The 22,665-nt window shown below is 58.4% G+C and carries 21 protein-coding genes and 2 pseudogenes; 17 read left to right on the forward strand and 6 right to left on the reverse strand.

Annotated features, from left to right (window positions below):
- The first annotated feature begins 57 nt into the window (after positions 1-57).
- The 6 genes from sufB to NW806_RS05215 all read left to right on the forward strand — a co-directional run bounded on the left by sufB (position 58) and on the right by NW806_RS05215 (position 6,230).
- Positions 58-1,494: a Fe-S cluster assembly protein SufB gene (gene sufB, locus NW806_RS05190; RefSeq protein WP_414410281.1), complete on the forward strand. Its 1,437-nt coding sequence runs from the start codon at positions 58-60 to the stop codon at positions 1,492-1,494.
- Positions 1,495-1,595: 101 nt separating this feature from the next.
- A complete protein-coding gene (gene sufC / locus NW806_RS05195) occupies positions 1,596-2,369 on the forward strand; it encodes a Fe-S cluster assembly ATPase SufC (RefSeq protein ID WP_414410282.1) in 774 nt (257 codons plus the stop codon).
- A complete protein-coding gene (sufD, locus tag NW806_RS05200; protein ID WP_414410283.1) occupies positions 2,366-3,673 on the forward strand; it encodes a Fe-S cluster assembly protein SufD in 1,308 nt (435 codons plus the stop codon). Before sufC ends, sufD begins: the two co-directional genes overlap by 4 nt.
- Positions 3,674-3,924: 251 nt before the next feature.
- Positions 3,925-4,371 carry an AbrB family transcriptional regulator gene (locus NW806_RS05205; protein WP_414410284.1) on the forward strand — a complete coding sequence of 149 codons (447 nt, stop codon included), beginning with the start codon at positions 3,925-3,927 and terminating at the stop codon, positions 4,369-4,371.
- Between the two features lie 131 nt (positions 4,372-4,502).
- Positions 4,503-5,888 (forward strand): 1-acyl-sn-glycerol-3-phosphate acyltransferase, encoded by a 1,386-nt coding sequence (locus tag NW806_RS05210; RefSeq protein ID WP_414410285.1) that lies wholly within the window; start codon positions 4,503-4,505, stop codon positions 5,886-5,888.
- Between the two features lie 135 nt (positions 5,889-6,023).
- Positions 6,024-6,230, forward strand: coding sequence for a hypothetical protein (locus NW806_RS05215; protein WP_414410286.1), 207 nt, complete (start codon positions 6,024-6,026; stop codon positions 6,228-6,230).
- Here NW806_RS05215 and pyk read toward each other — a convergent pair.
- The 3 genes from pyk to NW806_RS05230 all read right to left on the reverse strand — a co-directional run bounded on the left by pyk (position 6,227) and on the right by NW806_RS05230 (position 10,193).
- A complete protein-coding gene (pyk, locus tag NW806_RS05220) occupies positions 6,227-8,068 on the reverse strand; it encodes a pyruvate kinase (RefSeq protein WP_414410287.1) in 1,842 nt (613 codons plus the stop codon). The genes NW806_RS05215 and pyk overlap by 4 nt on opposite strands.
- Before the next feature lie 501 nt (positions 8,069-8,569).
- Positions 8,570-9,232, reverse strand: a complete 663-nt coding sequence (locus NW806_RS05225; RefSeq protein WP_414410288.1) for a hypothetical protein — start codon at positions 9,230-9,232, stop codon at positions 8,570-8,572.
- A gap of 184 nt (positions 9,233-9,416) precedes the next feature.
- The gene (locus NW806_RS05230) at positions 9,417-10,193 is read right to left on the reverse strand and encodes an EfeM/EfeO family lipoprotein (RefSeq protein WP_414410289.1); all 777 of its coding nucleotides are present in this window, start codon (positions 10,191-10,193) and stop codon (positions 9,417-9,419) included.
- A gap of 527 nt (positions 10,194-10,720) precedes the next feature.
- Here NW806_RS05230 and NW806_RS05235 point away from each other — a divergent pair.
- A pseudogene (locus NW806_RS05235) lies at positions 10,721-11,269 on the forward strand (homoserine kinase); the annotation flags it as partial.
- 47 nt (positions 11,270-11,316) lie between these two features.
- Here NW806_RS05235 and NW806_RS05240 read toward each other — a convergent pair.
- Positions 11,317-11,631, reverse strand: a pseudogene (locus NW806_RS05240) (pyruvate kinase); the annotation flags it as partial.
- A 161-nt stretch (positions 11,632-11,792) separates the two neighbouring features.
- Between NW806_RS05240 and NW806_RS05245 the strand changes: the two are divergent.
- Positions 11,793-12,035 carry a hypothetical protein gene (locus NW806_RS05245; RefSeq protein ID WP_414394164.1) on the forward strand — a complete coding sequence of 81 codons (243 nt, stop codon included), beginning with the start codon at positions 11,793-11,795 and terminating at the stop codon, positions 12,033-12,035.
- Between the two features lie 90 nt (positions 12,036-12,125).
- Here the strand turns inward: NW806_RS05245 and NW806_RS05250 are convergent, their stop codons facing one another.
- The gene (locus NW806_RS05250) at positions 12,126-13,634 is read right to left on the reverse strand and encodes a UbiD family decarboxylase (protein WP_414410290.1); all 1,509 of its coding nucleotides are present in this window, start codon (positions 13,632-13,634) and stop codon (positions 12,126-12,128) included.
- Positions 13,635-13,858: 224 nt separating this feature from the next.
- Here NW806_RS05250 and NW806_RS05255 point away from each other — a divergent pair, with 224 nt between their 5' ends.
- Entirely contained in the window at positions 13,859-14,131 is a 273-nt protein-coding gene (locus tag NW806_RS05255) for a hypothetical protein (RefSeq protein WP_414394167.1), read from the forward strand.
- A gap of 203 nt (positions 14,132-14,334) precedes the next feature.
- Positions 14,335-15,057, forward strand: a complete 723-nt coding sequence (locus tag NW806_RS05260) for a hypothetical protein (protein ID WP_414410361.1) — start codon at positions 14,335-14,337, stop codon at positions 15,055-15,057.
- A gap of 123 nt (positions 15,058-15,180) precedes the next feature.
- Here NW806_RS05260 and hpf read toward each other — a convergent pair whose 3' ends face one another.
- Complete coding sequence (gene hpf, locus NW806_RS05265) at positions 15,181-15,762, reverse strand: ribosome hibernation-promoting factor, HPF/YfiA family (RefSeq protein WP_414410291.1); 582 nt, start codon at positions 15,760-15,762, stop codon at positions 15,181-15,183.
- A gap of 576 nt (positions 15,763-16,338) precedes the next feature.
- Here hpf and NW806_RS05270 point away from each other — a divergent pair.
- From NW806_RS05270 to NW806_RS05300, 7 genes are all read left to right on the forward strand, one after another.
- Complete coding sequence (locus NW806_RS05270; protein ID WP_414410292.1) at positions 16,339-17,580, forward strand: aminotransferase class I/II-fold pyridoxal phosphate-dependent enzyme; 1,242 nt, start codon at positions 16,339-16,341, stop codon at positions 17,578-17,580.
- A 51-nt stretch (positions 17,581-17,631) separates the two neighbouring features.
- Entirely contained in the window at positions 17,632-18,408 is a 777-nt protein-coding gene (locus NW806_RS05275; protein WP_414410293.1) for a hypothetical protein, read from the forward strand.
- A 212-nt stretch (positions 18,409-18,620) separates the two neighbouring features.
- Entirely contained in the window at positions 18,621-19,064 is a 444-nt protein-coding gene (locus tag NW806_RS05280; protein ID WP_414410294.1) for a hypothetical protein, read from the forward strand.
- Between the two features lie 21 nt (positions 19,065-19,085).
- Positions 19,086-19,889, forward strand: coding sequence for a DUF2993 domain-containing protein (locus NW806_RS05285; protein ID WP_414410295.1), 804 nt, complete (start codon positions 19,086-19,088; stop codon positions 19,887-19,889).
- Between the two features lie 457 nt (positions 19,890-20,346).
- On the forward strand, positions 20,347-21,417 hold the full coding sequence (locus NW806_RS05290) for a 3-deoxy-7-phosphoheptulonate synthase (RefSeq protein WP_414404844.1): 1,071 nt from the start codon (positions 20,347-20,349) through the stop codon (positions 21,415-21,417).
- Between the two features lie 107 nt (positions 21,418-21,524).
- Positions 21,525-22,139 carry a tRNA-(ms[2]io[6]A)-hydroxylase gene (locus tag NW806_RS05295; protein WP_414410296.1) on the forward strand — a complete coding sequence of 205 codons (615 nt, stop codon included), beginning with the start codon at positions 21,525-21,527 and terminating at the stop codon, positions 22,137-22,139.
- A 44-nt stretch (positions 22,140-22,183) separates the two neighbouring features.
- A complete protein-coding gene (locus tag NW806_RS05300; protein ID WP_414410297.1) occupies positions 22,184-22,468 on the forward strand; it encodes a hypothetical protein in 285 nt (94 codons plus the stop codon).
- The last annotated feature ends 197 nt before the right edge of the window (positions 22,469-22,665 follow it).

A 22,665-nucleotide genomic window follows, 5' to 3' on the forward strand; every position in this document is an offset into this window, starting at 1 on the left:
TTGTTTTAGTTGGCCGTCTGTTCTTGCGCGCTTCTAATCCCTACTTGAGAGCCACCCATGTCTAAGAGCGTCCGCGCCCTGGTTAACCAGCCCTACAAGTACGGCTTTGTTACCGACATCCCTTCAGAATCCATCGGCAAGGGCCTAAACGAGGACATCATTCGCCAAATCTGGGCCAAAAAGGGGGAGCCGGACTTCATGCTGGAGTTCCGGCTGCGGGCCTACCGCCAGTGGCTGAAGATGAGCGAGCCCACTTGGCCAAACGTGACCTACCCCCCCATTGACTACCAAAACATCGTCTACTACTCGGCCCCCAAGGTGCGGGAGAAGAAGAAGAGCCTGGACGAAGTGGATCCAGTGCTGCTGGAGACTTTTGAAAAATTGGGGATCCCGCTGTCTGAACAGAAGCGACTGGCCAATGTAGCGGTGGACGCCATTTTCGACAGCGTCTCGGTGGCCACCACCTTCCGGGAAAAGCTGGCCAAGGAAGGGATCATCTTCTGCTCCATGTCGGAGGCGCTGCGGGAGTATCCCGAGCTGGTGCGTAAGTACCTGGGTACGGTGGTGCCTATTGCCGACAACTACTACGCGGCGCTGAACTCGGCGGTATTTAGCGACGGCTCCTTTGTCTATGTGCCCAAGGGGGTGCGCTGCCCCATGGAGCTCTCGACCTATTTCCGTATCAACAACAGCGAGTCGGGCCAGTTTGAGCGCACCTTGATCATTGCCGACGAGGGATCCTACGTCAGCTACCTGGAGGGCTGCACAGCCCCCATGTTCGACACCAACCAACTGCACGCGGCGGTGGTGGAGCTGATTGCCCTGGACAACGCCGAAATCAAGTACTCGACGGTGCAGAACTGGTATGCCGGCGACGAAAACGGCAGGGGCGGCATCTACAACTTTGTTACCAAGCGCGGCCTCTGCCAGGGGGTCAACTCCAAGATCTCCTGGACGCAGGTGGAGACTGGCTCCGCCATCACCTGGAAGTATCCAAGCTGTGTGTTGGTGGGGGAAAACTCGGTGGGCGAGTTTTACTCAGTTGCCCTGACCAACCACTACCAGCAGGCCGATACCGGCACCAAGATGATCCACATAGGCCGCAACACCCGCAGCCGAATTATCTCCAAAGGGATCTCGGCGGGGCATTCCAAAAACAGCTACCGCGGCTTGGTGAAAATTGGGCCGAAGGCAGAGGGCGCCCGCAACTTCTCCCAGTGTGATTCGCTGCTGATTGGGGATCAGTGCAGCGCCAACACCTTCCCCTACATCGAAGTGCAAAACAACACCGCCAAAGTGGAGCACGAAGCCTCAACCTCTAAGATTGGAGAAGAGCAGTTGTTTTACTTCCAGTCGCGCGGCATCTCTGCAGAGGATGCGGTGTCTATGATCATCAGCGGCTTCTGCCGGGAGGTGTTTAACCAACTGCCCATGGAGTTTGCCGTCGAGGCAGATCGCTTGCTGAGCTTGAAGCTAGAGGGATCCGTTGGCTAGATCCCCAGCAAGCTGAATTGGCCATTGCCGGCTTACTTTAGCTAGCTGCGCGATCCCAGGGTGAACGCTCGTCTGGAGGTCATTCAAGAGCAACCGCTGAGATGATCCGGGAAAACGGCCCTGTCATTTTATCTGTCCGCGATCTCACCGCTGAGATCGACGGAACCCCTATCCTCAAGGGGGTAAACCTGGAAGTTCGGGCTGGCGAGATCCACGCCATCATGGGGCCAAATGGCTCTGGGAAAAGCACCTTCTCCAAGATCCTGGCCGGCCACCCGGACTACCGGGTAACCGGGGGTGAGATCCTCTATTTGGGCAAGGATCTCTTGGCCATGGAACCGGAGGAGCGGGCCTGGGCTGGGATCTTTTTGGCCTTTCAATACCCCATCGAGATTCCAGGGGTAAGCAACTTGGATTTTCTGCGAGCTGCCTACAACGCCCGGCAGAAATACCGGGATCAGCCGGAAATGGATCCCCTTGAGTTTGACGACTTCGTGCGCCAAAAGCTGGAGCTGGTCAAAATGGATCCGGCTTTTTTGGAGCGCCCCGTCAACGAGGGGTTTTCTGGCGGCGAGAAAAAGCGCAACGAGATTCTACAGATGGCCGTGCTGGAGCCGACCCTGGCCATTTTGGACGAGACGGACTCTGGCCTCGACATCGACGCGCTGCGCATCGTTGCCCAGGGCATCAACCAGCTAGCTGGCCCCGAGAAGGCCATACTCCTCATTACCCACTACCAGCGCCTGCTGGAGTATGTGACCCCTGACTGTGTGCATGTGATGGAAGGGGGGCGCATTGTCCTTAGCGGGGACAAGAGCTTGGCGCTGGAGCTGGAAAAGCGGGGCTACGACTGGCTTAGGGAGGAGGTGGGATGAGCGCTGCGGTGCCCAAGTCGTCGGTTGGAGAAAGCGACGCTGCCAGTTTTGGCCGCTCCTTTCTGGAGCACATTCTTAGCCAAATCCCGGAGGTGGAGGACTCCCACGCCACTCTGCGACAGCAGGCCCGTGCCCAACTGGCGGAACTGGGGATCCCCACTCCGCGCGAAGAGGACTGGAAATACAGCGACCTCTCGCCGCTAGTGGCCCACGCCTTTCGCCTGGCCAGCCCTGGGGAGGAGAATTTGAACCGGGCCACTCTGGAGCCCTGGCTGTGGTCGGAAAGCCGCCACAGCTATGCCGTCTTTGTCAACGGCTACTTCGCTCCCCACCTTTCTGACTTGAGCGGCCTGCCGTCGGCGCTGCGCCTTGCTCCCCTCAGCCAGGCTGCCTCTGGAGGGTTGCAAACCATCGCCAAGGTCGATGTCTTCAGCGCCCTCAACACCGCCCACCTAGGCGGCGGGATCCAGATTGAGCTCTTGCCCCACGAGAAGGTTTTGCCGCCCTTGCACCTACTTTGGATAACCGTGGCCCCTGAAGGAGAGGCGGTTTTGGCCCAGCCCCGCTGCCTGCTGACTTTGCCAGCCTACAGCTCCCTCACCCTAATTGAAGACCACCTTTCCTGGGGCTCGGGGATCCCCTTCAGCAACGCGGTTACCGAGATTGCCCTGGAAGAAGGATCCCGCCTGCACCACGTCCTCCTCCAGCGGCAGGGATCCCAGGCCTTTCACATCAACCAAACCGCCGTGCGCCAGGGCCGCTACAGCCACTACCGGCTGCAGGCCCTCCAGTGGGGATCCCAGTTTTCCCGCCACAACCTGGAGCTGGCCCAGGTGGAGCCCCAGGCCCACACCCACCTGCAGGGGCTGACCCTATTGAGGGGATCCCAGCACAGCGACACCCACTCCCGCCTGCGGCATCAGGCCCCCCAGGGCAGCAGCCGCCAACTGCACAAGTGCATTGTCGACGAGACAGCCCGTGCCGTCTTCAGCGGGCGCATTCTGGTCAGCCGAGAAGCCCAACTGACCGACGCGGCCCAAACCAACCGCAACCTCCTCCTAAGCCCCAAGGCGCGAGTGGATACCCGGCCCCAACTGGAGATCTTCGCCGACAACGTCAAATGCACCCACGGAGCCACCGTGGGCCAACTGGAGGCGGAAGAGATCTTCTACCTGCAAAGCCGCGGCATTCCCTTGGCCCAAGCCCGCCAACTGCTCACCTATGCCTTTGCCGCCGAGATCCTAGAGGGGATCCCTGTGGCTCAACTTCCCTCCCTAGTAGCCCAGCAGTTGGCGCACGGCTAATTTCCAGCAAACGGTGAGCACTTGCCGCTAGCTGAGGCTTTCTTCTTCCGGCTGTCTTGCCAAGCCATTTGGGCAAAACAAATCCCCTCTCTCTGCTGCTTTATCCAGAGCCAGAACAGCCGTTAAAGGCCCAATTGAGAAGAGCCTTTCTCCCCCAGAGTAAACACGACCTGGAGCAGAGCTGCAAGCTTTTGGTTGCAGAAGTACTTCAGGAGGTTATGATCCTAGAGAGGGCTTTAGGGTATTAGAAAATGTCGGATATACCACCACAACCTCTAACCGGGAAGGCTCTCTTGCAGAAGATAGAGGCTTTGGGGCACCTTTCGCGCCGGGAAACGGCAAAGCGCTGTGGCTATGTAACCGTGACCAAGAACAACAAGCTCCGCGTCAACTTAAACGCTTTTTACGATGCGGTGCTGGCAGCAAAAGGTCTCAGCCTCGGCCCAAGTAGCCGTGAAAAGCGCGGTCGCGAGCCCTCCTTTCGCGTCAGCGTTCACAAAAATGGGCAGATCATCATCGGGTCTGCCTACACCAAGCAGATGAATCTCAAGCCTGGCGATGAGTTTGAGATCCACCTAGGCTACAAGCACATTCACCTCAAGCAGGTGTTAAACGGCCAGGTCATGGAAGACTCAGCCTCGGGAGAAGCTGCCCCCAAAAAGACGCGGGGCCGCCGGAAAAAAGCAGCAGGAGGTTGAAAACCTTCTGAGCAGAGGGAGCCCAGTTGAGCAACTGTTGCAGCAGGGCTGTTTTGCCTCTTCGCCCTCTTTAAGAGGGGATCCAAAGCCTAGGTTCACCAAGCGTGCCAACCCTAGATTTGAGGATCCCTATGCCGCAGACGGTTCAACCTCCCCTCCAGTTTCTGCCGCCACGATTGACGCCTTGGGTGGTTCGTTTTGTCCAAACCGGCTTGCCTTTTTGGTTGCGCTGGACCAAAGGGATCCCGCGCGTTGAGGTGGAGGGAGGGGAGCGCTTGGCTCAGCTTTATCAGCAATTTGAAGCAGGCAAGATTCGCTTGTTGGTAGCCTTTCGCCACCCCACCCTCGATGACCCTCCCTGTCTGCTGTACCTGTTTGCTCACCTTTTGCCTCAGGTGGCCCGGCAACAGGGGATCCGGCTGCGGCAGCGGCCCCACGTCCTGTTTGTCTACGACCGCGGCCTGCCACTGTGGCTGGGGGCCATTGCCAGTTGGGGCTTGCCCCGGCTGGGCGGGATCCCCATTCTGCGGGGCCGTCTGGATCGGGCAGGGCTGAAGAGTTCCCGCGAGCAGCTAGTCTCAGGCCCCTATCCATTGGCCGTGGCACCCGAGGGAACCATCAACGGCATGAGTGGGCTGCTCAACCCCCTGGAGCCGGGGGTAGCCCAGTTGAGCTTTTGGGCAGTGGAAGATCTGCTCAAGGCAGGTCGGCCAGAGGAAGTGCTGATCCTACCCGTGGGCCTCTGCTATCAGTACTTGAGGGATCCCCGGGCAGCCCTCGACAGGTTGCTCCGCCGCATGGAGGCCAACTGCCACCTGCCAACCGGGCGCTCAGCCCATGTCGGCAAAGAATCTCTCATGGCCCGCTTGCTCCGCTTGGCTGAACACCTCATTCAGACCCTGGAGAACTTTTACGAGCGCTTCTATGCCCCCGCCTTGCCTGCTGCAACTTGGGCCAAGCGGGGAGAAGGAGGGGATCTGCGGACACGTCTGCAAAGCTTATTGGATCTGGCTTTGCGCGTGGCTGAGCAGCGCTTTGGCTTGCAACCTCAGGGAGACCTCATCGAGCGGCGACATCGCCTTGAGCAGGCAGGCTGGTCTTGGATCTACCGGGAAGATATTCCCGATGTTGCTGCCCTCTCTGCAGTAGAAAAAAGCCTAGCCGATCGCATTGCCTCGGAGGCCACTTTCCACCTCTGGCATATGCGCTTGGTGGAGACCCTAATGGTATTTGCCGTCCGCCCTCTGCCTGAGCAGCCCAGCCCGGAGGAACTGGCCGAAACTGCCCTGCGGCTGTGGAACCTCCTGGCTTGGATCAAAGGCCAGAATCCCTTGGTCGCTCCTCCTCAGTTGGGGCCGCGGCTAGCCCGTTTCCGCATCGGGGATCCCCTCTCCGTCTCAGAGCGCTGGCCCACCTACCAGGCCAACCGCCGGCAAGCTATCCAAGCTCTGACCCAGGATCTGCAGGCAGCAATGGAGCGGCTACTGCCCTCTCCTGTGGCCATCCCTGCGGGCTAACCCAAGCGAGCGTCCAAGAAGTTTTTTTAAGGCATTCTGGACAAACAAGACAAATCTTTGCATTAGGAGAAGGGAAGCTTCTGGCTCTTGCGGTAGAAAGATAGCAAAAAGGATCAGAGGGGTTGGCCTTCGTCGATGTCTGAAGAGCTGCTCCGCGCCATTCGCAAACGCGACCTCGAGGCCGCTACACTGGCTGTCCAGCAGCTGCGTTCCCAATGGCGTCTCAGTGAGGCAGCAATTACCTCGATGGTGATGGTGGCCGTGGAGCGGTTAGCTTGGGATGAAGGCGATCGGGCCGCCGCCAGGTGGCTGTTGCGCTGCTGCTCCCGACGACGGCGCTAGAAGCCTAAACCCTCGCTGCCGGCAGTAACCAGGCCTCTCTCCGCGTCCAAAGTAACAATAGCCCCGTCGCGGATGAGGCGCGTGGCATCTTTAACCCCCACCACCACCGGCACTCCCAGTCGCAGAGCAATTACGGCTGCGTGGGAGGAGACGCCGTCCTCTTCAGTAATGACTCCAGCCGCCTGCTTGATCGCCTCTACATAGCTAGCATCAGTAGCGCGGGCAACCAGGATATCGCCAGGGGTAATCTTGCTGGCCTCAAGGCCGGAGCGGAGAATACGGGCAGGGCCGCTGACGGTGCCTTTGCCAAACCCTCTGCCTCTAGCTACCACCGCCTTCACCACTTCTACCTTGATAAGGTCAGTGGAGCCGGAAATGCCCGGCAGGGTGCCGGCAGTGAGCACCACCAAATCCCCGTCCTTGAGCAGGCCTTCTTCCTGGGCTACGTTAATGGCGGCTTGAAGGGTCTGGCGGCTGGTAGGCAAATCCAGAACCAACAGCGGGCGTACCCCCCACACCAACTGCAGCTGCCGCGCCACCTCCACATGGGGTGTTACGGCCAGGATGGGAGTGCGCGGGCGAAACCGCGAGACATTGCGGGCTGTGCCTCCGGTTTTGGTTAGGGTCATCACGGCTACCGCGTCCAGCTCCTCGGCAATTTCCCCCACGGCGCGGCTAATGGAATCGGCTATCAGGGCTTTGGGACGCAGCGAATTATCCTCGGCACAGCTACCCCTAGTCTGGCTCAACTCTTGCCGGGCAAGAGCGCGCAGGTGGTGGCGGCGATCCGCGTAGAGGGGATTAAAGTAGTCCTGTTCGATGCGCAGGGCAATGCGGGCCATGGTGGCCACCGCCTCGACAGGATACTTGCCCACCGCCGTCTCGTTGGAGAGCATAACGGCATCGGTGCCGTCCAAAATGGCATTGGCTACATCCGAGATCTCAGCGCGGGTGGGGCGAGGGCTATGGGCCATGCTGTCCAGCATCTGGGTAGCGGTGATGACCGGGATCCCCAGGCAGTTGGCCATGGCGATGATCCGCTTCTGCAAGATCGGCACCTCTTCTGCCGGCAGCTCCACGCCCAGATCTCCCCGCGCCACCATCACCCCGTCGCTAAGAGCCAGGATCTGGGGCAGTTGCTGGATAGCCTCGTGTTTTTCAATCTTGACGATGATGGGAACTCGCTTGCCAGCGGCAGCCATCAGTTCCCGCAGCTCCAGAACATCCGAGGGATCGCGGACAAAGCTGAGGGCCACCCAGTCGACCCCTTGGTTGAGGCCGAAGTAGAGGTCTTCTTTGTCTTTTTCGGTAACGGCGCGGATGCTGAGGCGCACGCCGGGGAAGTTCACTCCCTTGTTGTCGGAGAGGGTGCCGCCGACAATGGTGCGGCAGAAGAGCTCGCCCGCTGCCGGATCCACCGCCTCCACGCGCATCTCCACTCGACCGTCATCCAGAAGGATGGTTGCTCCCTCCGGCACCTCTTGGGCCAGCTTGTCGTAGGTAACCCAACTGCGCTCCTGCGTTCCCAAAAGGGGTTTGCTGGTGAGGACAAACGGATCCCCGCTCTTGAGGGTAATCGGGCCTTCGGCAAACTTGCCCAGGCGGATCTTGGGCCCCTGCAGGTCTTGCAAAATGGCAACCTGGATCCCCAGATCCATCGCCGTTTGGCGGATGAGGCGGATGTTGCGGCGGTGGAGATCGTGATCTCCATGGGAAAAGTTCAGGCGAAGGGTAGTTGCCCCTTGCAGGATCATTTCCCTGAGAATGGCTGGATCAGAGCTGGCGGGGCCGATGGTGGCAACAATTTTGGTGCGTCGAAAAGAATCCCTCAAATGCATGTCCACTGTTCCCAAGGGAGAGCAGCCCAGATCCTTCCCCCACAGAGGGATCTCTCTGATTACGATAACCCGTTATGTCTTTTTTGAGGCACCGCTTTTTTAAAATCCCCAGCGAGAGAGGATGGGAAAATAGGCAAAGCAGAGTGTAGAGATCCATCTGGAGTCGAGCGATGCCGGTTGCCCCCGAATACGCCTTCCCCTTCGAGCACCATTAGAAGTTCTCTCTGGATAACCCCACTATCTCCAGCCCAGGGGTTTCCAAGCGGGAATACATAGCCAGCAGAGTACTGCAGGGTATCGTGAGCAATCCCCAGACTCCCGTCGGCGATTTGTCTCCTGAGCAACGACAGGCTTTGGTCTATACGGCGGTGTTGTTGGCAGATGATTTGTTGGTGGCCCTCGGCGCTCAGTAGAGAGGTTCTTGAGATTGCAGCGCACCCTCTTGGGGTGAGGTTTAGGCCGAGGTTGACCGTTCGCGGCGGGGGGCCGTAGGCTCTGCTACTACATACGCCGCAGCCGTTGAGTCAACTCTTCCCCCAAGCGCATCCATTCTGCCATCCCTTCGGGATTCACCTGTCGGTCATTTTGCCAAAGAATGAGGTGGGCGCCAGCTCCTTCGGCGCAATAGTTGGGATGCTGCTCCAAAAAACTGAGGACGCCGGGATGAAAACGTAGCCGAACTTGAGCTTCATCCTGTCCTCGCAAGAGATAGCTCCGAGAAAACTTAGGGTGGCTCTCGAAGTTGATATCTTGCATGCCAAAGGCTTTGGCGATGCCGTGGAAAAGGGCATTTTCGGGGTGCAGCCGAAAACGGGGCAGATGAAGATCCTCGTGATAGGCGTAGAAGACGGACTGGCGATAAGTGCTGGAACTCTTGCCACTGCCGCTGGTGTATTGGTAATCAAAAACGGTAATCTCAGTGCCATCGATCAGCCGCTTGGACATCGAATTATAGAAACGCCGCCCATGGCCTCGTTCAAACAGTCCAAAGCCTGCTTGCAACAAGCGAGATCGAATCTCTTCAGGCAACTGGGCAGAAAAGCGCATTCCTAGCTGTGCAGCTACCCGCTCCAGAGCTTCTCGACGTTTCTTTTCGTGGTAAAGGGCTAGAGCCAAGATCCCGGCAGCCAGAGCTAAAAACAGGATAAAAAGAAGCCACTCCATACAGTCTCCCTCGGCTTAGCCACTGCAGTGCCTATCCCCACAATACCTGAGCGGATCCCCAAAAGGATCCCTGCCTTCTTCCGGCTCAGCCGACAAGCGGGGTTTCAGTCCCGTTTACCGGGATTATTTGATTGAGACTCATGTCCTATTGCCATCGTTGTGCATTGATAGACGTGCCCATGATTCACTTGCAACTCTCAGATGCTTCCGGTGGGTCGGGAATATTCAAAGCCACTTTTGCCTTGGCTAAAGCATCTCGATAGGCATAGGCGGCGGCGACAATTTTACCCCGCTGTTGGGCATTCACCGAACTGTAGGGTTTGGTTATGACTTTTCCCGGAATGGTAAATTCCATAATGGTTGCCATCGCATTTTTATAGGCTTGATCAACCTCCGCTACCAAGGCCGGGTCAAGTTTGGATTTGTAGGGTTCAAATTGACTTTGAATCCCAATCCAGTTGTGCTTGAAAATTAAAATGCTTTGATCTGACCAGGTTTCTTCTTCACCGGAAATTTTTTTGGAAGGAATCTCCTCCGCCAAAGCTAACATTCCGGCAAAATTTAAAGATGAATTGAAATTTTTAGGATCGTTGAGTTTAGCAATCAGGGATTTCACACTATCCACCAATTTTTCAGCATAGGGCACTGCCGCCGCCAAGTTATTGTCCCGATAGATAAGGGCTTCGATCCGGTGAATACTGCGATAATTTTCCGAAGTTTCCCCACCTTTAATGGCATAGGGGCGAGCATCAATAGCTTCATCTTCTTCGGGAAAACTAGCCGCATAAACTTCAATTTCTTCATAGGGAGGACGAGCCTCTACATAAGCCTGCCGGGCACGATTAATATCCCCACTTTTTAGGGCGACCAGGAGATTTTCCGCTAACTTAAGCTGTTCATCCGCCCGTTTTTGCAAGTAGGCTAACCCCTCCATAACCTGCTGGGCATAGGGATCATTCATGGGAGAACTTTGAGTGACAGATTCAGAATTATTTGAAGTTGACGATTGAAAAAAAGAACAGCTTACCAACATCCAGCAGACTAATACACTAATCAGGAAAGCAGACAAATACCGACGCATAAACGACTCCTTTGGGGTAAATAAGGTTAACGGGGTTTACAAGTGGCGATGGCAAACTTTTCAGGCTTACCATGACCTGCTCAAATCGCTTGGAATAATTGATCAAAATTTCTGAAATCACTCCCTCCAGGCTGACAGTGAATCTGTAAAAAAACAACGCTCCCCAACCAAACTTAGGATAGAACAGTTAAGCAATGGGCAAGCTATGACTTTACCGGCGGCAAAGAACTCGCTAGGTTGCATTGCTCTTCAGTGTATACCTAAATGATAAATTCTGTCAACTAGCTGATTGTGGTTTTTTCGGTTGGCAGGGCTTGGTGAACCCCAACGAGTCTGGAGGGTATCCGGGTGAAGCCCCGAAAAACAGGATTTCGGGTGGGGAACCGCTGATTAGCCAGGGGGCGACGGTGGCGGGGGAAAATTCAGCCTATCGGGCTTTTGCCCTGGTGTATGAACGCTTGGGGCAGGCGGTGCCAGCGGTGACGTTAACCCTGGAATTGGAGGTGCCTTTGGCGCGGGGGTTGGGCAGTTCGGCGACGGCAATTGTGGCGGGTCTGCGGGCAGCGCACTATTTCCTGGGGGAACCGCTCCCGGCTTCCCAGGTGTTGGCTTGGGGGGTGGCGTTGGAGGGGCATCCCGATAATGTGGTGCCTGCCTGGTGGGGGGGCTGTCGGTTGACCTGCGGGGAATGCGTTGCTGGGATTCCTTGGCATCCTGAAGTGACCCCCGTTTTGGCGATTCCTGAGTTTGCCTTATCTACGGCGGAGGCTCGAGCGGTGTTGCCGAGTCATGTCCCCTATCGGGATGCGGTGGCGAATCTGGGGGCGTTGGGGTGTTTGCTCCAGGGGTTGCAGCAGGGGTCGCCGGAATTGTTGCGGGCGGGGTTGCAAGACCGTTTGCATCAGCCCTACCGGCGGGGGTTGATTCCCGGTTATGACCTGGTGGAACGGGCGGCGCAGAGCCAGGGTTTCAGTCCCGTTTACCGGGATTATTTGATTGAGACTCCCAAGACGGGCTTACTGGTCAACACAAAGGGATCCCCAGCCTTGAGGGTAATCGGGCCTTCGGCAAACTTGCCCAGGCGGATCTTGGGCCCCTGCAGGTCTTGCAAAATGGCAACCTGGATCCCCAGATCCATCGCCGTTTGGCGGATGAGGCGGATGTTGCGGCGGTGGAGATCGTGATCTCCATGGGAAAAGTTCAGGCGAAGGGTAGTTGCCCCTTGCAGGATCATTTCCCTGAGAATGGCTGGATCAGAGCTGGCGGGGCCAAGGGTAGCCACAATCTTGGTGCGTCGAAAAGACTCGCTTAAGTGCATGGCAATCTTTCCCAGGGAGAGCAGATCAAGATTGTTCCCCCACGCAGGGATCTCCTTGATACGATAGCCCGTAGTGTCTTTTTTGAGACCTTGCTTTCTAAGATTCCCAGTCCAGGAAAATGGGCTGAGCGCAGCTTCAAGTTTGGGTTGGGAGTGAAGCCATGCCGATAGCTTCTGAATACGCCTTTCCCTTCGAGCACCACCAAAAGTTTTCCCTGGATAACCCCACTATCTCTAGCCCTGGCGTCTCCAAACGGGAATACGTGGCTAGCAGGCTATTGCAAGGTATCCTGAGCAACTCCCAGACCCCTGTTGGCAACTTGTCTCCTGAGCAGCGCCAGGCCCTAGTCTATACGGCGGTGATGCTGGCAGACGAGCTGTTAGCCGCCCTTGGTGCCCAGTAGGCTTAGGCCCACCCTCGCCACAGCCCACTGAAGGCAAGGGTAAGCAACCCAGAACAGCGCTTGTTGCACCCGCCAGCCTCTTAGCCACCTCTAGAACTCGTAGCCAAATAGGCGCGGATCCGCCGGCTGCAAGTTGAGATCGGCCAGGCCGTATTCCGCCCAGCGGCGATCCACCAGGCGGGCCACTTCCGGATCCGGGGCAAGGGGTTGCCGCCAGGGGGTGTCCGTTTCCGGCGGGATCTTGGTAGTGGCGTCGATCCCCATTTTGCCCCCAAGGCCCCGCTTTTCGGTGGCAAAGTCCAAGGCGTCGAAGGGATTGTCCGGCAAGATGAACACATCCCGCTGCGGATCCACCCGCGAACACAGACACCAGAGCACCTGCCGCGGATCCCGCACGTTGATGTCCTTATCCACCACGATCACAAACTTGGTGTAGCTAAATTGAGGCAAGGCGCTCCAAAAAGCTAGGGCCGCCCGCCGCGCTTGGCCGGGGTAGGCCTTGTCAATGGACAAAATGGCCACCTTGTAGCCCAGGCCCTCCATCGGCAAAAAGAAGTCCACGATCTCCGGCACCTGCTGCCTGAGGATGGGGGTGTAGATGCGGTTTAGGGCCAGGGCTATCATGTCGTTTTCCTTGGGGGGCTTGCCGCTAAAGGTAGTGAGGTAAATGGGATCGCGGCGGTGGGTGAGGCAGTGGAAGCGAATTAAAGGAGCCTGCTCGTTGCGAGGGCCGTAGTAGCCAATGTGATCCCCAGCGGGACCGTCGGGGGCCACCTCCCCTGGGGTTATGGTGCCTTCCAAGACAATCTCGGCGTGGGCCGGCACTTCCAGATCCACCGTTTTGCAGCGGGCTAGGGGCAATCCCTCTCCGGTGTAGAGACCGGCAAACAGCCACTCGGAGAGATCCACCGGCAAGGGCGTGGCCGCCGCCAGGATTACGGCAGGATCTACCCCGATGGCCACTGCCACTTCCAGCTTCTGGCCCAGGGCCGCCGCCTTGCGCAGATGCCGAGTTGCCCCCCGCACCGACAGCCACTGCACCGTCATGGTATTGCGGCTTTGCAGTTGCAGGCGGTACACCCCCACATTGGGAATGCCATTTTCCGGATCTTTGGTAACCATCAGGCCCAAGGTCAGCACCCGCCCAGCGTCGCCGGGATAGACCCGCAACAGGGGCAGTTGCGTGAGATCCACCGCCTCATCGCGCAGCACCACTTGCTGGCAAGGAGGGAGCAGCTCCCGGCTGGGTCGAGCTTTGAAGACGCGGAACAGCGCCTGTCCCAGCTCCACCGCCTGGGCAAGGTCTTTTGGCGGGCGCGGCTGGTAGAGCAGGGCCAGCTTCTTTCCCAGCTCCTCCAGCTCTTGCGGCCGCTCCATCCCCAGCGCCCAGCAGATGCGCTCCACTGTGCCCAGGGCGTTGATGAGCAGGGGCATGGAGGATCCCTTGACCCGCTCAAACAGCAGCGCCGGGCCACCGCAGGCCAAGAGGCGATCGGCAATTTCGGCAATTTCCAGCTCGGGATCCACCTCGGCGGTCACGCGGCGGAGCTGGCCACGGGATTCTAGGAGGGCAATGAAGCGGCGCAGATCTCTGGGCATGAAGGGAGCACTTGCAGAAGCTGAGGATCAATCGGCCCCTGCAGAGCAGGCCGGATGTCTTCCTCCAAGGGCAGTACTGCTGTGCCCTTGATCTTGGCCTCTCTTGTAGGCAGGAGTCCACTCTCCTGGCTTTACGGCCAACTGCCTAGCAGCAAGGCAAAGCAATTTGCCAGAACCCTCTGCATGGCAGTAGAGTAGCCTCAAGTCTTGCCTGTGAGGTCAGCATGTTGTCCATCCCGCCAGGGCTGCGCTCCCGTTGCTTCTGGGCAGGGATCCCCCTAGCCTGCTCTTTGGTTTTGGGGATCTGCTGGAGGGCTGCGGCTCCCTCTTCCACCCAGGATCTTTTCCCTCCCATCCCTACTCCGCCACCACCCCTGCCTTCTCCTAGCGGCACGCCTGGCCTTCCGCCCTGGTGGCCCCGTGAGCAGTCGCCCCAGGAGCAAGGTTCTCCCTACACTGTGGTCTTGTCGGGCTTTTTGCAGGGGTTGGCTGCCTAAGGAGGGGCCCTCTCCCAGCAAGGGATCCTCCTCTGGACAACCGAAGGCAAGCTGCTGGCCGAGCACCTCTTGGATCAACCCTTGCCGGCAGGAGCCTTGGATCAGTTGGCCCTCAGCCTGATGGCGCTAGAGACCTGGGGCTACGAGCATCGCTTTACACCACCGGCTATCGCTCCGGCCAGCGCCTGAAGGGAGACTTGGTTGTGGTGGGGGGCGGGGATCCCTATTTCCGGGAGGCCAATGTCGTCGAGCTAGCGCGCCACCTGCACGGCCTTGGCATTCGCCAGATTGACGGCGAGGTAAAGGTGGTGCCCCCCTTCCGCTTTCTGGGCCAGCCCGACGCTCTAGCTAGCGCCCGCCGGCTTACCGAACTCCTTCGGGATCCCCAACAGCCCTACCCTGTAGCCCTCGGCGGCTCTGGATCAACGCTAGAGGAACTGCCTGCTGAGCTCCATTGCCGGGTTAGCTATACCTCGCCGCCCTTGGGATCCCTGCTGCAGATTCTCAACAGCAACATCGACTGGGCCATGGCAGCAGCCCTGCTGGCGGAACTGGGAGGCCCAAAAGCCCTGGTGGAGTACCTGCGGCGGCGCTTGGTAACTGAGCCGGCTGCCCAGTTGGATCCTGCCCTCCTCCCCAGCGAAGCAGAGATTCGTCTAGAGGGGCAGGAACTGCATCTCTCCCCCCGTGCCCTGGCCCATCTGTGGCAGCATCTGCTGGCGGCCACAGACGAGAATCCAGCGCGGATCCTACCTGTAGCCGGCCTTGGCCACAGCCCCCTGCAGCTGCGCACCTTACCTCCCGGCACGGTCGCCCAGGTGGGATCTGCCCCCAATCGCCTGATGATGTTGGGACAGTTGCCGAATGGCACCTACTTCGTCTTGCTCAACCATGGGCCTGACCTGGGCAGCTTGCGCCAACACTAGGATCAGTTCCTGCACCAGCTGTTGCCTGTTGGGAAGTCTCTTGGCGGCTGAGGGCTTAGACGAGGGCTAGACGCAGTCGCCAGGGCAAAATGACCTGTAGCAGGGCTGCCAAGCATCTTGCAGCTAGCCGCTAGGGTGGGGGCGGATCAAGCCATAGCCACCGTGCTTGCGGACATAGAGGACGTTGATCTCGCCATTTTCGATGTTGCGGAACACGTAGAAGTCGTGATCCACCAGCTCCAACTGGTGCATCGCCTCCTCAACCGTCATGGGCGGCATGGCGAAATACTTGGTGCGCACTACCTCAGGGGGCAGCTCCGCTTGCCGATTCATATTCACAGGATTTGTGGGCGGCTGCTGGGCCACCGCCACTGAAGTTTTGGGAGAATGGCGGATGCGGTGAACGCCATTGCGCTCTTTGTACTTGCGCAGCTTGCGGGCTATTTTGTCGGCCACTCGGTCGATGCTGGCGTAAAGGTTTTCAGTACTTTCTTCCGCTCGAATGACAGTGCCGTTGGCGTAAACGGTAACTTCGGCAGATTGGTTGGCACTGATGCGGGGGTTGCGGGCTACCGACAGATTGACATCCACTTCGCTGGTGATCTGAGCAAAATGGCTAACAGCTCGCTCAATTTTTTCCTGAACGTAGCTGCGGATGGCATCGGTAATTTCGATGTTTTTTCCTTGGATCACAAGCTTCGCCATGGAAACTCTCCCGAGTGTGTCAGTCTACGCCTCAAGTGAGTGCCTAACCTTTGCAAGAAGCTTCCACACCCTCCCTGCCCGCCGACTGGCCAAAGGGGGCAATGAAAGTTGACTAAAGTGCGGCTTTTGCAAGGGCACTAACCTTTGGAGTTAAGTCTAGGTTAACACCTCACTCTTGGCTTTGAACTGGAGATTAAGGATAAATTTAGATTGCCTTAATTTTTGATTGATCCAACTTCCCTGCTGAATTCGGGAGACTAAACGACCAGAATTTTCCCTCTCCTGCCGAATTGCAGTCCACAACTTCCTTCTGGCTTTCCTAGCCAGCTAAGCGACTCCCTTATTTTTGCTTGGAACTGCCGTGCTACTTCATCCTATTATACAAGAAGCGACGTTGGCTGCCTTGTCTAAACTAGCTAAGCTAATAACCAAAGGAAGTGAAGAGATGTTGACTGAAGTTAAGCTTTCTATCAAGATCAGGATTCCACACCAATATTGGCGTCAGTAGGTCCAAAAAGTGGCCTTCGGCTTCTGGAGATTGCTCTCAAAGCAAGTTGGGGTGGAAAAGGGGGGGAGGTGGCAGGGATCCCGCTGAAAGTAGCTGAGCTGTTGGACAGAGCGGAAGCGGCTCTGGGGGAGCGGTTTCGGGCAGTAGACCAAGTTCTCAGGCAGAACCTGGCCCGGGTATTGCAAGCCTTCCGCGACCAGCAGGTGGGCTCCCATCACTTTGCCGGCGTATCGGGCTACGGCCACGACGACCAGGGGCGGGAGGTTTTGGACCGAGTGTTTGCCCAGATCATGGGCTGCGAGGCGGCGCTGGTGCGGCTGCAGATGGTCTCCGGCACCCACGCCATTGCCTGTGCTCTGTTTGGGGTGCTGCGCCCAGGGGATGAGCTGTTGGCCATCACTGGCCCCCCCTACGACACTCTGGAGGAGGTCATTGGGATAAGGGGGTCCGGCCGGGGATCCTTGCGGGAGTTCGGTGTTACCTATCGCCAGTTGGATCTGCGAGAAGGAGATGTCGATTGGCAGGCCTTGAAAACCGCCCTCAAGCCGCAAACACGCTTGGTTTACATCCAGCGCTCCTGTGGCTATGCCTGGCGACCCAGCTTCTCCATTGCCCAGATTGCCGAGATGATCCAGATGGTCAAGGCGCAAAACCCCGAAGTGGTGGTCTTGGTGGACAATTGCTACGGCGAGTTTGTGGAAACCCAAGAGCCCACCCACGTAGGCGCAGATTTGATTGCTGGATCCCTAATCAAAAACCCAGGTGGCACCCTGGCTCCAGCAGGGGGCTATGTGGCAGGGCGAGCCGAACTGGTGGAGAAAGCTGCCTGCCGGCTGACGGCACCGGGGATCGGCTCGGAAGGAGGAGCAACTTTCGACCTCAACCGCCTGCTGTTCCAAGGGCTGTTCTTAGCTCCGCAAATGGTGGCCGAGGCCGTCAAGATTGCTCACCTGGCCGCCCAGGTGTTCCATGACTTAGGCTATCCCGTCTCTCCGCTGCCCCAAGCACCGCGCACTGACATCATTCAGGCCATTCAACTGGGATCCCCACAGAAGCTGCAGGCCTTTTGCCGCGCCATCCAAAGCAGCTCCCCGGTAGATTCCTATCTCACCCCAATTCCAGAGGTGATGCCCGGCTACGCCGATCCAGTGGTGATGGCGGCGGGCACGTTTGTGGCCGGCAGCAGCGCGGAGCTCTCCGCCGATGGACCGCTGCGGGAGCCCTACATTGTCTATTTACAAGGAGGAACCCATCTCAGCCACGGGCGGCTGGCCCTAGAGGCTGTCTTGCAAGCTTGGGAGAAGCTGTGATGGCCGTCCTTGTCCCCCTTCTGGGGGGTAGAATTGAAATCCAGAGCCTCGATGGGGAAGTTGCCTCCCATTGCTCCACTGTTCCGCCGTTGGGGAGCCTGGCTAGCCTTTAGTTGGGTGGCCCTGACAGGTGGCTGCCAGCTATTAGACCTAGGGAGAGCCCCGCTGGCATCTGTCCTAGGAAGAGACAGCCAGACCCTAAGGGGAGGCCTCACAGGGGAGGACAAGGTTAGTCGCGCCTATGGCAGCTACTGGGATGGGATCCCTGTTGTGGCCAAGGCTGGGCAAATCGTGATTGCCGCCTTGGAGAGTGAAGAGTTTGACCCCTATCTGGAGCTGGTGGACGAGCAGGGACGGGTAATTGGCTTTAACGATGACTCGGGCCTAGATGTCAACGCCCTCTTGGCAGTGCGGCTGCCGCAGGAAGGCACCTACACCCTGCGGGCCACTAGCTGTGAGCCGGCTGCCAGCGGCTCCTACCGGCTGACCTATACCCTCACGCAGGTCAATTGGCAGCAAACCCTATCGGGCCGTCTCCAGGAAGGATCCCTTCAGCACCCGGAAGATGGCAGTTGGATGGAGGAATACCCTATCACTGCTCGCCCTGGCCAAATCCTGGTCGCCTCCTTGACCAGCTCTGACTTCGATGCCTTCTTGCAACTGTTAGATCCGGAGGGGAAGGTGATGGCTTGGGATGACGACCAGGGTGGCGGCACCGATGCCCTGTTGATTGCCTTTTTGCCTCGCAGCGGCACGTACACCCTCCGAGCCAACACCTGCAAGCCAAGACAGGAGGGGGCCTATGTATTGCAGTACTCCTTGCACTAGCCTCCCAGCCTGCTAAGCTTCTCCTGCTCCCTCTCTTCTTGCTAGTGTTTCGCAGCTGAAGGGAAAGGCAGATCCCAGGCTAGACTTAGTTTAGAATATCTTCAGGATTTAGCTTTAGCAATCCGGAGACGCCGATCCCAGCTTTCTTGATCCGGGCTGAGGATGGCAAAAGCCTGTTCCAAAGTTAATCGTCTGTAACGGAGGAGGTTCCTATGGCCATTTCCACGGGTCTTCCCAGCCCGCTGCCGCAGCAAGAAACTTCTCCGGAGCAAGGCAACGGCCTCAATTTGGCTCCTCGGCCTGCCAGTGCTGATCTACCGGCTGCTCAGGAGGGGGGAGAGAGGATCGGCCCGCCAGTGTTTCCCAGCCCTGTGAAGTTCAGCGAGATTGAGATCGACCAGCGACCAGTAGGGGCCTCCACCCTAAAGGTGGTGGATTACTTTGCGGATGGACGTCCAGTTGCGGCTGCCACGCTAAAAGTGGTCGATACCTGGGGCGAAGGGCGCCCAATAGTTGCCTCTGGCCTCAAATTCGTCCATGACCCCGCCCTCAACCGCCCAGTGATGGCAGGTGGTCTGAAGGTTGCCAAAACTTTTCTTGGCAACCGACCCATTGAAGCCAGCCCTCACAAAGGATCCGCGGGCGAGCCTGTGTGAGGCCAGACTGCGGCGGCAAGGATGGAGATCCTGGCAACCTTAGTGGCCTTGCTGGCCGCCTTGGGGTCAGGGGCAGGCTATTGGGCAGAGCAGGCAGCGCGCCAAATGCTCCTAACCCAGCTGGATAAAGCAGAGGTTTTGGAGGTACGCATCCAGAGCCAGCCTAACTACCGCCTACTCAATGGCCAGGCGGAGCGCCTTCTGGTTGCCGGGCGGGGGCTGTACCGGGCACCCTTTCCGCGCCTGGAGCTTCTGGAGCTGGAAACCGACCCAGTCGCTATCGACCCTGCTTTTTTCCAAGGAGCTCCTTTGCGGCTGAGACAGCCCCTGCAAGCAGCATTTCAGGTCGTGGTGCGTCAGGAGGATCTCAATGCTGCTCTCAACTCGCCTGAGGTGCTCAGGCAGTTTCAGCGGATCCAGGCAGATCTGCCCTTGGGTGGGGGCGGGAACGAACCCCGCTATTTTGAACTGCGCCAGCCGCGCGCCAAGTTTTTGGAGCCTGACCGCCTCCAACTTGCCGCTCTCTTGGTGGAGAAAGACGGCAGCAGGGAGCAGGCAGTTGAGGTGGTGTTCAACGCCGGGATCCAGGTGGAAGAGGGACGCAGGTTGCGGCTTCAGGAGCCAGAGTTTGCCATCGGCTCGGTGCGGGTTCCTGACGAGATCACCCAGGCGTTCTTGGGAGGACTCAGCAAGGTGTTTGACCTGCAAGAGCTGGAAGAGCTGGGGATCCAGGTGCGGGTACTGAAGCTGGAGATAGCCGCTGACCAAATGCAGGTCATTGGGTTTGTGCGGGTTGAGGGCTTGGAGGCGCTGACGGGATCCTAGCGGGGATCCCTGCTTATCCCCCAGGCTTGGGGCGTGTCTACCCGCCGAGATGGGCTGATGGCCTCGGTTCCTGCCAGGCTTGCGGGGCTCTTGCTGCTACGGCCTTGTCAGACTGCAGCAGCGGAAGGCGGCTCCTCGTTTTCTGATGGGGAAGCCTGGGAGCAGCCTAGAACCTAAACCTGCCTTGGCAAATTGGTTTCTTTTCGGGTATACTTTCGCCATACTCGTCTCATCCGTCAGATTTCGAGTTCCTTGCTCTGGAAATGACCTGGCGCGCTACCTTTTTTGGCTACTTTACCTTTCCCTGGCGGCAACCAGGGCGGAAGGGTGGCGCGTAAACTCAGAAGCTAAGTTTACTCGAGTCCGTCCTGAAGCCCTGGGCCTAGAGCCAGGGCTTTTTTGATGGCTCGGTGGTTTAATCCCTCACTTGCATTGCAGCAATAAGGACGACGGTGCTATGCCCCCCCAAACCGACAACTGCAACATTCAAGAGGTAACTCCCTTGATCACCCCTGCTGCTGTCAAAGCCAAGCTGCCCCTCACGGAAAGGGCCGCCCAGGTGGTGCTCTCCACACGGCAGGCCATCCGCGACATCATCCACGGACGGGATCTCCATCGCTTGGTGGTAATTGTTGGACCCTGCTCCATCCATGATCCGGAAGCGGCGCTAGAGTACGCCCACCGCCTCAAGCGGGTGGCCGACCGAACCCGCGAGCACCTGGTGATTGTGATGCGCACCTATTTTGAGAAGCCCCGCACCACGGTGGGCTGGAAGGGCCTCATTAACGATCCCCACCTGGATGGCTCCTGCGATATCGCCACCGGCTTGCAACTGGCCCGTTCCATCCTGCTGCAGATCAACGAGCTGGGCTTGCCCTGCGCCACAGAGATGCTGGATCCAGTGACTCCTCAATACACAGCCGATCTCGTGAGCTGGGCGGCCATCGGCGCTAGAACCATTGAAAGCCAGACCCACCGGGAAATGGCCAGCGGCCTCTCCATGCCCGTGGGCTTCAAGAACGGCACTGACGGGCGGCTGGAGATTGCCCTTAACGCTATCGTGTCCGCTAGCCACCCCCACAGTTTTCTGGGCATTGGCCAAGACGGCATGACGGCTTTGGTAAAAACCACCGGCAACCCCGACCGGCATATCGTGTTGCGGGGGGGCGGCGGCAAGACCAACTACGGGCCGGAAGATGTGGCGCGGGCGGCTTTGCTAATGAAGGATCAAGGGATCCCGCGCTCAGTGATGGTGGATTGCTCTCACGACAACTCCCACAAAGACTACCGCCGGCAGGGATCCGTCTGTCGAGCAGTGCTGCGGCAATACCAGGAAGGGCAGCGGGCTTTGATGGGACTCATGCTCGAGAGCAACCTCAAGCCGGGCAAGCAAACTTGGCAGAAGGGGGTACCGCTCCAGTACGGCGTCTCCATCACTGACGGCTGCATCGGCTGGGAGGAGACGGAGGAGCTCCTGGAGGAAATGGCGGCAACTGTGGCAGGAAAGACCTTGGCCCTAAGCCACTAAATGCCCCAGCCTTGTCCAGGGCTGTCTAAGCAGGGAGAGGGGCAACGCTAAGATCCAATTGTCCCTCTTCCCAAGCCCCTGGCGGAGAAGGGGCAGAGAAACTGTTCTTGACAAAACTTTTTTGCGCTTTTCTCGAACCTGTGGTTACCCTCCAACTGGCTTCCCCTACCTCTGCGGCCTGGATCGATCAGGCCATTCGTCACTTCGACCTCGTCTTGTTAGACCACGCCAACTGCGAGAAAAAAGCGGCGGGTAACGCCCTCAGTCTCCTCTTCCGCTACCCAGCCAACGGGCAGCTGGTGGAAGCTCTGTCGCCGCTGGCGCGGGAGGAGCTGCAGCATTTTGAGCGAGTCCATCGCCATCTGCAGCGGCTGGGGATCCCGCTTAGGCCTTTGCCAGCGGCTCCCTACGCCAGCCGCCTCAACCAGCACCTGCGCCGCCATGAGCCAGAGCGTCTTCTGGATGCACTGCTAGTGGCCGCTATCATCGAAGCTCGCAGCCACGAACGCCTAAGCCTGCTGGGAATTCACCTCCCCGATCCCGACCTGCGGCAGTTTTACCTCTGGCTGGCAGCGGCTGAAGAACGGCACTGGCAGTTGTATTTGGATCTGGCCCTGGCACAGTTCCCCGCCGACCAGGTGCAGGAGCGTCTGGACACCCTGCTGCAAGTAGAAGCCGAGATCCTCTCTACCCTCCACCCTGAGCCTCGTGTCCACAGCTAGCTCCAGTTCCAAGCGACACAGCAGCGGCTGGCCAGTTCCCCAGTTTGGAAGCCAGCTTCCAGAGTGATCCCAGCACCCTAGAGGACGACCACATCGACCTGGAGTGGCTTATCTGGCCCACGGTGCCCGGCGGCATTGGCTGCGTCAGTTTACAGAGCCGATCACTGCTGGGGTATTTGCGGGTGAGTCACCCTTGGTTTGAGGTGAGCAAGCCGACGCGCCAGTTGATCCAAGATCCCGCCCTCTGGGTGGCAGCCAGTCTAGCCTGGGTGAGGGGAATCGGCAACAGTTGGAAGTTGGTACTCCAGAGGCTGCCTAAACTAGAATGAATGCAACCTCCACCCTCAGGATCCTGCCAGCAGTAAGATAAGACGAGGATCTCAACTAGCCAGCACCCCTTTCTGCAGGGAGGGGGGTGGAAAGCCAGGTCGGCTCCTGCCTGAGTCATGCTGTTTAAATACACCCACCTCTTGCTGTTGTCCCTCCAGGGAGCCGCTGTGCAAATGAGACCCACATAATTCACAAC

It is taken from the genome of Synechococcus sp. W65.1 (assembly GCF_047461615.1).
Classification (GTDB): domain Bacteria; phylum Cyanobacteriota; class Cyanobacteriia; order Thermostichales; family Thermostichaceae; genus Thermostichus.